Here is a 9332-nt window from a genome sequence, read left to right as displayed (position 1 = left end):
GCGCTTTGAGAAGCTCGACGTCATGTTCCTCGGATTCCTGAGCTTCGTCCTGATCGTTGAAGGGCTTCGTATGTGTTAACGGGCCATAGCTGCTCCCGGGAAACGTTATGGCGATTTTAAAACCTGTTCGGTAGGCGCAGGTGAGGTTCGGGATTTGGGATTGGCAGCTGGGACGTCGGAGACCGCTGCTTCGGCACTTGGCGTCCTGATCTGCGTTGTCTGGCTGGCTCGGTTTCCTGCCGCTCAACCAGTCACGCGTTGACCGGTGAGGTCCAGTACGCGTTCGCCGTCTTCCTTGACGAAGCCGTGCGTGGCTGGCGGCAACAGGTCGAGCACCAATTCGCAGGGCCGACACAAGCGCGTCCCCAGCGGGGTTTGTACGAATGGGCGGTTGATCAGGATTGGATGCGTGAGCATTGCGCTCAGCAGGGCTGCGTCGTCCAGAGTGGAATCGTCGAGCCCCAGTTCCAGATATGGGGTGCCTTTCTGGCGGATGGCGTCGCGGACCGGGATAGCGGCGGCGGCGATAAGGGACTGCAGCGTTTCGCGTGTTGGCGGGTGCTGCAGGTAATCGACGATCTGCGGTTCGATGCCGGTATGGCGGATCAGGGCAAGGGTGTTGCGGGACGTTCCGCAACTGGGGTTGTGGTAGATAACGGCGTGCATGGATGACCTGTTGCGCGGACTGGCTAAGACGTAACGCGCTACCGTCGAATGGCGCGATTGGCGCGCGCTGATTCCGAGCATAAGCCGCTCTCTTGCGGGGCGCCAAGGCACTGCTTGCGCGCCATTGGCGCGCGTGCCTTGAAGCGTCCGCGCTGGAGGCCTCTGGCCCCGCTGGTTCGTGTCAAAAACCCGGCCACTCGGGGCGCCAGCCGCTGCGCCAATTCGGAAAATCTGCCATGACAAGTACGCCGATGACGATTTCAGGCTATCGCTTCGCATTCAGGCGCTCGCATGTCGAAAAATAGACAAGTATCACGGATTCATTATTCAGTCATGAACAGACTAAAACGCAAGGATTCCCCCCGACACTGGTGTCTGCACGGAGTCCCTTTTTCCCTGTTGGACTCAAGGAAACCTACCGATGATGAGCTTTCGCAAGCCCGGATGGATGCTGTCTTGCGTGTTGTGCGTTGTCTGCCTGCCAGCCCTGGCCGTCGCGCAAGAAGCCACAACCAGCAGTTCCAAGGTCGGTATCGACCCCACCACCGGCAAGCTGCGCCCGCTGACCGCGGCCGAGAGCGCGGCGCTGGATCAGCAGGCCACCTCGGCCTCCCGCCGCAGTGATGCAGACACGAGCGTCCCGCAGACCGAAGCCGCGGCCCGTGCCACCGAGCGCCGTCTGTCCAATGGCACCGTGGCGCGCAAGTTGCCGGCCTCGCAGATGAGTTCGCTGATGGCGGCCCGTCAGGCCGACGGTCGCGTCGTCATCGAGCACAGCGAAGACAGCGACGCCACCCACGCCGAGCACGGAGCGCTGCCGCATGAATAAGCCCTTGTTGCTGTTGTCTCTGGCCGTGGCCGCCGCACTGGCGCCGCTGCATGCAGCGGCTGTCGATGTCACGCTGATCAATGGCGATGCCGGCACTGCGGTCGGCTTGAACGATCCGACTGCCGCTGCGCCGTTGGGCGGCAATTCCGGCCGCTCGGTGGGCGAGCAGCGTCGCATTGCCTACCAGTACGCGATGGATCTGTGGGGAGCGGTGCTGCAAAGCAACGTCGAGATCAAGGTGTATGCCTCGTTCGCGCCGCTGACCTGTACCGCTACCGGCGGCACGCTGGGCCGGGCCGGCCCGAACTGGATCGTCAACGATTTCCCCGGTTCCACGCCCAATACGTTGTATCCGTCCGCGTTGGGCGATGCGATCGCCGGGCAGGATCTGGTCCCCGACCCGAGTGATCCGGCCGATGTGTTTTCGCAATTCAACGGCGACCTTGGCAAAGAAGACTGCCTGGCCGGCTCGGGCTGGTATCTGGGTCTGGACGGCAACACGCCCGAAGGGAAGATCAACTTCCTCAACGTGGTGATGCACGAGATCGGCCACGGTTTGGGCGCGGTGGGCTTCCTCAACAAGACCACCGGCGTACTCGGCTCGGGCAGCGGCTTGACCGACGTCTACACCGCACAAGCCTTCGACAACGTGCAGAACAAGCGCTTCGACGACCCGACCATGACCAACGCGCTGCGTGCAGAAGCGATGCGTACACCTGGTCGTACGGTGTGGGCCGGCACGCGCGTCAATCGTGAGGCGGCGCTGATCCTGGATCCGCGCACCTTGCTTCAGGTGACCGCACCGGCCAGCGCAGCCGGTAAATACGACGTGGGTTTTGCCAGTTTTGGGCCGGTGGCCAGCACGGCCAATTTCCCGGCCAAGGCGGTGGTGACGGTCAACGACGGTGTGGCCGCTGCATCGACCAGCGATGGCTGCGAAACACCGTTCGTCAATGCGGCAGACGTTGCCGGCAAGGTGGCCTTGATCGACCGAGGCACCTGCGCGTTCGCGATCAAGGTGCAGAATGCCCAGCGCAATGGCGCGGTCGGTGTGATCGTCGCCAACAATGCGGCCGACGTGCAGACGATGGGCAATGCCGCGCCGCCGATCACCGACATCACCATCCCGGCGATCATGGTGTCGCAGGCCGATGGTGCGCGCCTGAAGAGCAGCACCGCAGTGGTCGCGGCGTTGTACGAAGATCCCGAGCTATTGCAGGGCACCGACAGCGCAGGCCGCACGCGCTTGTATTCGCCCAGCGTGGTAGCCGGTGGTTCGACGTTCTCGCACTTCGATACCGACCTGCAGCCGAACGCGTTGATGGAACCGTTCGACACCCCGGGAGTACAGGCCCACCTCAACATCGACCTGACCCCGGCGATGTTTGCTGATATCGGTTGGACCTTGAACCGTGGGCTGGCCAAGCTGGGCAGCTGCAAGACGCTGGTGCCGACGCTGGAAACCGGCGGGTTGATTGCGGGTGCGAACATCTCGGCCGAAAGCAGCCTGTGCAAGACGCAGAACGCAGGCAACCGGTTGGGTTACCTGACCTGCATGAACGAGCATGCGCGTGAGTTGCAGAGCCAGGGCGCCATCAGCCGCGTGCAGCAGACGTCGGTGTTCGTCTGCGCGACCAAGGTGCGTCCGTAAGCGGGCAAGCGTTAGGCATTCCTGTGTGTACTGCGAGCGGCGCCGAAAGGCGCCATGCGTTTAGCTGCGATCACCCTCTGCAGCGGCGTCGGCCCCAGGTCGTTGGTCAAGCTGGTGCCCACGCCAAACGCTAAGCGGCAGCGCGCATGGAAGTGCGCGTACAGCCGCATCACCTTGTCGATGTTGAGGCCATCGCTGAACACCAGCACCTTGGTTCTGGGGTCGCTGCGGTGCGCTTCGGAGTGCGCGCTGACCCGCTCGTCCCAGTCGAACGGGTCGCCCGCCCCGTAGCGCATGCCGTCGAACAGCTGGCAGAAATACAGAGCGAAATCTCGCAAAAACGCGTCCAGCCCGACCACGTCCGACAATGCGATGCCCAGATCGCCGCGGTACTGGCGCGCCACGATTCCAGCGCGGCCCCCTGCCAATCGCGCAGCCGCGGCTCCAGCGCCTGGAACGCCTGCAGATACTCGTGCGCCATCGTGCCCAGCGGGGTCAGGCCGTACTGCTTGGCGAAATACACATTGTTGATGCCGACGAAGTGTTCGCCCAAGCCGTCGCGCAGCAATGGCAGCAACTCACCATGCCAGTGCTGCCAATAACGCCGACGGGTGCCGTCATCGGCGATCTTGTAGCCGGCCGGCAGGCTGCGCAGGCTGCTCACCTCCTCGCGCAGGCGACTGCGGCCTTCTTCGAAATCCGGCTCGGCGGTGTTGCGCAACCACACCTCGTTGATGATCGCCAGCAACGGCACTTCGAACAGGATGGTGTGCAGCCACGGGCCGCGGATGGTCAGCGCGATCTCGCCCAGATGGGTGGCCGATGCCGACAGCTGCAGATATTTGTGATCCAGATGAAACGGCGCCAGGAATTCGGCAAAATCCGGCTTGATGAAACGCAGGCTGCGCAGGTAAGCCGCTTCGTCCTCGCGCAAACGTAACCGGCACAGCGCATCGATCTCGTGCGAGATCTCGTCGATGAACTGCGCCAGATCCACACCGGGTGTGCGGCACTTGAAGCGGCAGTCGATCTGCGCGGCCAGATGCTGATGCAGCACCGCCCGCATCATGGTGAATTCATAGAGGTCGGTGTCGAGCAGCACGTGGATGATCATGCGGCCGGATTGTGCCCGCAGCGGCGATCGCGCTACGGGCAAGTCAATCCAATGCCAGGCGTGCAATGCGATACGCACCGTCAGCGCATCAGCAGTGCGCTTGGCGATTGCGCTTGGCAATCGCTCAGCGCGCCAGCAACTGCTGCGCAGGTTTGCCCTGCACGGTGAAGTCGCTATCGCCCGGCCCACCGGCCTTTGGGTCGGTGTACCAGCACCACAGCGCGATCCCTTCCACGGCGTGTTCTTGCAGCACTGTTCGCCACTGCTGCAACACCTGAAATTGCAGGCGCGTATCGACTGCGGCGGGGCGTTGTTCCGGGCTTTCCCATGGCGCGGCCAGGCTGCCGCGTGCAGAACGCAAACCCAACTCTGCAACCCATACCGGCTTGCCCACGCGCTGGCCCAATTGCTGCAGGCGCTGCGCGGCGGCGTTCATCTCGGCCGTGCGCGTGGCAGCGGCTTCGGACAGACGCGGATACAGGCTGGTGCCCACCGCATCGAACAACGACCAGTAGCGGAAGCTCTCTGCATGCTCCATGCCGTCGGCCACGTACAGCAATTTGCCGCGATAGACCTTGCGTACTTCCGCCACTAGGCCGGGCCATTGCGGCGCGTCCTGCAGTTTGCGTAGTTCGGTGCCGATCACCAGCGCTTCGGCGTGTTCGCCTTCGGCCAGTCTGGCCAGCGGCAAAAGCGCATTCTGATACGCCGCAAACCAGGCTGCTTGGTCGGTGGGCGCGGTATCGCCCGCCCAATGGCCGGGAATCCATACATGCACCTTGAGCGTGGTTTGCAAGCCGGCGTGGTGGCTCTGACGCAATGCGGCGCGCATGTCCTCCACACTGCTGTCGCTGCCCAGTACCGGGTCGTTGGACTGTGGGTTGCCCTGCCACACAAACACTACCAGCAACGCCTTGCTGGCGCCGGTCTTGGCCAGCGCATCCAGCGACTGCGCCGCAGCCTCGCTCTCCCAGGGCGCATTGGCCGAGACCTTGACGTTGGCGCCCATCCACATCGATGCCTCCGCGTTGCATCCATTGGCGAGCATGCATACGCCGACCAACAACACAGTGCTTAGAACGCGTTTGAACATGCAGCAGAGGCCTCGGTGGTCAACGGAGTCGTAGGATGCGCGCACTCCGTTGCACCAAGCGTTGCGGTGTTCTTGCCCGGCTGCACGAGCGTGTCCGTCGCAACGCCAGACGGTGCGGCACCATCGGCAGCAACACGCGTTGCCGCCGCGGCATCGATCTCAGCCAGGGCTGCCCCCGCCGGCTGCACCACAGCGGCATTGACTGCTACAGCCGCCGCTGTGCGACTCGCCGGCAGCGACACCGGTGCAGCCATCACCACCGCCTCGCCCCGCAATGCCGACTGCGCATCGGCAGGCGCTGCACGCAGCCAGCTGCCCCAGCCCTGCGGCTGCACCCACTCCGCACCGACCAGGCCGAGCAACAACAATCCGGCCGCCTGGCTACGCTGATCGGCGCGCAGCGCGCGCAACAACAACGCGGCCGGCACCCACAGCAGCAACAAGGCATCGAAGCCAGCCCAGCCGAAAGCGAACGACAACGCCGCTGCACAGAGGACGGTGCCGGCACTGACCACCACCCCGCGCGTGAGCGCGCCACTGCGGCTGCGTACCAGCAACGCCAGGATCGGGAAGCAGACCACCGCCGCCACGCCCCAGCGCACCGCCGGCAACCAACCTTGCGCCTGGTCGGCCAACGGCAACGGCAGCGGATGCGCGCCCTGCGCAATGCTGGACAATGTCGGCCACGGCGCATTGAACACGGTCAGATTGACGTAGGCCCACATGCCCACCAGAAACGCGAACGGCAGGTAGCACACCAGATAGAACGAGCCCGGCGCCTTGCGCAGCATCTGCGGCGGCATCACCAGCAGCAGCCAGGGCGCCACCATCGTCGACAGCGCAAGCGTCTGCAGATCCAGGCACAGCAGGATGCACAACCAACCAGCCATACGCAGGTAAGTGAAGGCCTCTACCGGCGTCTGCAAGCGACGCAAGGTGCGGCACAAGCCATAGAACGCGAGCAGGCCCACCGCCTGGCTACCGCCTGCGGCGATCGGCAGCAGAAACAGCGGGTTGCAGCCCACCAGCAGAGTCAAACCACTGGCCCAGCCACGTCCGAACACACCGGCCAGATCGCGCCACAACAACGACAGGAACAGCCCGTTGGCCGCAACTGCCACGAACGGCCACAGCTGGAACGGCAGGTTCCAGCTGTGCAGCCCGAGATCGATCGCCCACGACAACAACCCGGTCGCCGGCAAGCCTGCACCTGGTGCCATCGCCGGTGCGGCCGTGCCCACCGACTGCACGAACAACGGCTGGCTCAGCAACGACAAGGCCACCACGGCCACCAGAAACGCTGGCAGCCCGCTGTCGCGACGCCGCGTGACCGACTCACTCTTCGAGTGCGGCGCGACGCTCGTTTTCCGAATGCTTGCTGAGGCCATGTGTGGTCTTCTCCCAATAGAATGGATTACGGATCAGTTGCCAGAGACCCTTGTAAGCGGCGATCGACTGCAATGCCCAATAGAACGGCACCGTCAGCGCGTAAGGCGCCAGCTTGAAGTAGTCGCGCTTGAACGCAGCAACCAGCGTGATGTAGATGAAAAACGCATTGGCCAACAGCAGATTGACCAGCGAAATGGTGGCCAGCCACGGCGGGAAGAAGCGCTCAAACGCAGTCGTTCCGGTAACCGCCCAGACCACATACAAGGCCCACAACACCGGCACGCCCAATGCAGTAAAGAAGCCGCCGCCGATGAAGAACTGGAAGCCCCAAAAGCCCTTGAATCCGGTGCTGCGATACAGATGCACCGGGTCGCGCATGTGCACCAGCCAGGTCTGCATATAGCCCTTGAGCCAGCGCGAACGCTGCCGGATCCAGTTGGGAATGCTGACGTTGGCTTCTTCGAACGTGGTGGAGTTCACCACGTTGACGCGATAGCCGTTCTGGATCAGCCGCACGCCCAGATCGGCGTCTTCGGTGACGTTGTACGGATCCCATGCGCGCACCTGACGCAACACGTCCAGGCGGAAGTGATTGGAGATGCCGCCCAACGGAATCGGGATGCGCAGGTATTCCAGCGCCGGCAGGTAGAAGTCGAACCAGAGCGTGTACTCCAGCGTGAACATCCGCGTCAGCCAGTTCTCGTCGGCGTTGTAGTAGTTCAACCGCGCCTGGATGCACACCACATCTTTTTCGGCCTTGCGGAACGCCGCCACCACGCGTTTGAGCTGATCCGGCTCGGGCTTGTCTTCGGCGTCGTAGATGGTGAGCAGTTCGCCACGTGCAAAATGCAGCGCGTAGTTGCAGGCCTTGGGCTTGGTCTTGGGTTGCGACGAAGGCACCCGGATAATTTCGAAGAATGCTTCCAGGCCGAGTTTCTTGGCCGCATCGATGGTGTCGAAATCGTCCGCTTCAAGCACCAGCTTCACGTCGAGCTTGCTGATCGGGTAATCCAGCTTGCGCAGTGCGTTGGCCAGAATCGGCAGGACTTCCGGCTCCTTGTACATCGGCACCAGCACGGTGTAGACCGGCAGGTCGTCGTCGCGCAGCGCGGCCACTTCGTCTTCGGTGACCTTGATGTCGATGCGGTGGCGCGAGCCGAACCACACCAGCAGCAGCTTCAGTCCGAAGGTCGCCAGAAAGCCGAGCGCCACCAGCACGTTGACGGTGATCAACGCCGGCACCGGGAACAGCACCATCGCAATCAGCAGCACCGCAGCGACCGCCCACAACGTGAATTTCTGTCCGCGCGTCACCACTTGTCGTGCCGAATAGGTCGGCGCATGCGCGGCGAGCAGGTTCAGCGCGTTAGCGGTGAGCTGCTCGTCGGCGTAGCGCTGCAGGCTCCAGATGATGTCGAACTTGGCGGTACCGACAAAACGCACCTCCTCTGCGTAATGCGCACGTGCCCAGGCGAACAGCGCCGGGTCGGGGTCGGCCACGGCCAGCACCAGCACGCCGTCTTCGCGCTTCCACGGCAACACCAGGCGTTGCGCGTAGCTATCCAGATCCCCGGGGGTGAGCAGGCTCGGGTCCGGCGGCTGCTGTACCAGGTCGATAAATTCAAGACCGAAGTGTGCCGCGACGATGGCGTAGAACCGCTGCGCCGGCACACCGCGCTGTGCCAGGATCACATCGCCCAGGCGCGAGTTCCAGCGCTGCTGCAAGGCCAGCGCCAAGCGCAGCTGTTCGTCGGTGATGACGCCTGCCGTGACCAGCGCGCGACCCAACAGACCGCGTTCGCGGCCGATGTCCGGTGCCCGTCCCAGCGCGTCCATTTCGCAGGTGAATGTCATTGTCGTGGCGCCCTTAGAACCGCCACCAGGCGGCCACGAATGGCCCGCCTGCAGCACCGGTATTGCGGCCCATCACCGGCTGCTGATATCCCACCTGCCACTGGCCGCCGCCCGGCGCGGTGTAGAGCGTGGACAACTGCAGCTTGGTGAGGTCGTAGTTGGTGCCGGTGGCGACAAAGCCTGAATCGCCGGGCGTGGAGCCGACGACAAAGGCATCGTTACGGCCATTGCCCAGGCCCTGGATGACGTTGAGTTCGCCAAGCAACAACCAGCTCGGGGTCAGGCTCAGACCGGTGGACGCATCCACCCGCACTTCGTCGGAGGCGGCACTGCCGCGCAGGCGCACCGCGCCGCCCAGATCGACATAACCGTTGCGCCCGCCCAGCATGTAACCAAGGCCACGGCTGTAACGCAGTTCCAGGCCGTAGTCGCCAAGGCCCAGCGCCGGGTCGCGCCCCGGATTATTCGGATGGTAGGTCTTGCTGCGGCCATATGCCGGGATGCTGACCAACGCCTGCACTGAACTACGCCAGACGTCGTCCGTGGCGCTGGGCAGCGCATAGCGCAGACCGATTTCCTGATCCGCAAAACCCGTCGTGCTGCGACGCGCACGGCCAAGCACGCCGTTCACCGGTTCGTCGTTATTGAAACCGACTTCAGGGCACCTCGAACAACCAAGTCGTAGCCGTGGTGACACGCACTGGATGATGACCATACCTTCAAAAAATCAGCGATC

Annotated in this window: 6 protein-coding genes and 2 pseudogenes; 2 read left to right on the top strand and 6 right to left on the bottom strand. The window is 63.6% G+C overall.

Features of this window, described 5'->3' with window-relative positions; all coding sequences use genetic code 11:
- Nucleotides 1-243 precede the first annotated feature (243 nt).
- Nucleotides 244-666 (bottom strand): arsenate reductase (glutaredoxin), encoded by a 423-nt coding sequence (gene arsC / locus XpopCFBP1817_RS17780; RefSeq protein WP_128418135.1) that lies wholly within the window; start codon nt 664-666, stop codon nt 244-246.
- Nucleotides 667-1087: 421 nt separating this feature from the next.
- Between arsC and XpopCFBP1817_RS17770 the strand changes: the two genes are divergently transcribed.
- Both XpopCFBP1817_RS17770 and XpopCFBP1817_RS17765 read left to right on the top strand, forming a co-directional pair.
- Nucleotides 1088-1495 carry a post-PEP-CTERM-1 domain-containing protein gene (locus XpopCFBP1817_RS17770; RefSeq protein WP_128418133.1) on the top strand — a complete coding sequence of 136 codons (408 nt, stop codon included), beginning with the start codon at nt 1088-1090 and terminating at the stop codon, nt 1493-1495.
- Nucleotides 1488-3146: a PA domain-containing protein gene (locus XpopCFBP1817_RS17765; protein WP_128418132.1), complete on the top strand. Its 1659-nt coding sequence runs from the start codon at nt 1488-1490 to the stop codon at nt 3144-3146. Before XpopCFBP1817_RS17770 ends, XpopCFBP1817_RS17765 begins: the two co-directional genes overlap by 8 nt.
- A 56-nt stretch (nt 3147-3202) precedes the next feature.
- Here XpopCFBP1817_RS17765 and pncB read toward each other — a convergent pair.
- The 5 genes and pseudogenes from pncB to XpopCFBP1817_RS17740 all read right to left on the bottom strand — a co-directional run.
- Nucleotides 3203-4260, bottom strand: a pseudogene (gene pncB / locus XpopCFBP1817_RS17760) (nicotinate phosphoribosyltransferase); the annotation flags it as partial.
- Between the two features lie 124 nt (nt 4261-4384).
- Nucleotides 4385-5353, bottom strand: a complete 969-nt coding sequence (locus XpopCFBP1817_RS17755) for a glycoside hydrolase family 113 (RefSeq protein ID WP_128418131.1) — start codon at nt 5351-5353, stop codon at nt 4385-4387.
- On the bottom strand, nt 5335-6639 hold the full coding sequence (locus XpopCFBP1817_RS17750; protein WP_167393971.1) for a hypothetical protein: 1305 nt from the start codon (nt 6637-6639) through the stop codon (nt 5335-5337). Before XpopCFBP1817_RS17750 ends, XpopCFBP1817_RS17755 begins: the two co-directional genes overlap by 19 nt.
- A 49-nt stretch (nt 6640-6688) precedes the next feature.
- On the bottom strand, nt 6689-8596 hold the full coding sequence (locus tag XpopCFBP1817_RS17745) for a glycosyltransferase family 2 protein (RefSeq protein ID WP_128418129.1): 1908 nt from the start codon (nt 8594-8596) through the stop codon (nt 6689-6691).
- Nucleotides 8597-8609: 13 nt separating this feature from the next.
- A pseudogene (locus XpopCFBP1817_RS17740) lies at nt 8610-9254 on the bottom strand (hypothetical protein); the annotation flags it as partial.
- Nucleotides 9255-9332 lie beyond the last annotated feature (78 nt).

This window comes from Xanthomonas populi, assembly GCF_002940065.1.
GTDB lineage: Bacteria > Pseudomonadota > Gammaproteobacteria > Xanthomonadales > Xanthomonadaceae > Xanthomonas > Xanthomonas populi.
This window is presented reverse-complemented; position numbering and strand designations above follow the sequence as displayed.